Below are 747 nucleotides of genomic sequence, written 5' to 3'. Positions count from 1 at the left end.
ACATGGTGGAGTGCACTCTAGGTCAAGAGGTTTCGCGCCGGGGTGCCTGGTCGATGGCTGCGCCTTGAGCCTCGCGACGGCAAGTGATACCGTGGCCGCGCTTTCTTGCATCGAGAGCGCTCGGAGGGTCCCATGAACCTCGGCACCATCGTCACGCGCACCATCGGCGGCCTGATGGTCGCGGCCAGCGCGACAGCGTCCTTCGCCGCCGGCGGTGGCGCGCTCAACGACCCGCAAGAGACCTACAGCACCGAGCGGATCGGCCCGGAACGCGCAGCAACGCCGGACCAAGGCGTGACCGCCAGCGTCACGGTCCAGTTCGTTTCCTACGCGCTGAACTCGGTCGGCGGCAAGTACAAGCTCATTCCGCTGCTGATGCGCATCGGCGCGCGCCCGGCGCCCGTGGCCCTGGCGATCGACCAGGATCGCCTGGTGGTGCTGAGTGGCGGCAAGAAGGTCCCGGCCAGCTTCCAGCTCTCGGCGCTGGACCGGCCGCTGTGGGACTCGCTGTCGCCTGAGACGAAGAAACGCCTGACCTATCCCGAGCAACTGAGCCCCAACAGTGCCGCAGTCATTTACGCCTTCGTGCCGATCGCCGATCTGGCGGGGCTGCCAGAGGGCTTCGAGTACACGGTCAAGTCTCTGGCAGCTCCGCTGGTGATGTTGCCGGAGCCAAAGAAGGCGGCGGCTGCGCTGGCCGGCGATGACGTCTCGGGCTGAGGGCTGAGTTCCGTCACCGGACCGGAC

At 67.2% G+C, this 747-nt stretch carries 1 protein-coding gene; it reads left to right on the top strand.

Annotated elements, in window-relative coordinates; all coding sequences use genetic code 11:
- The first annotated feature begins 132 nt into the window (after positions 1–132).
- Positions 133–720 carry a hypothetical protein gene (locus tag AC1DYI_RS37490; RefSeq protein ID WP_477209123.1) on the top strand — a complete coding sequence of 196 codons (588 nt, stop codon included), beginning with the start codon at positions 133–135 and terminating at the stop codon, positions 718–720.
- Positions 721–747: the final 27 nt, after the last annotated feature.

Source organism: Ideonella sp. P3_A4 (genome assembly GCF_056403075.1).
Note: the sequence above shows the minus strand (reverse complement) of the source record. Positions and strands in the feature narration are given on the sequence as shown.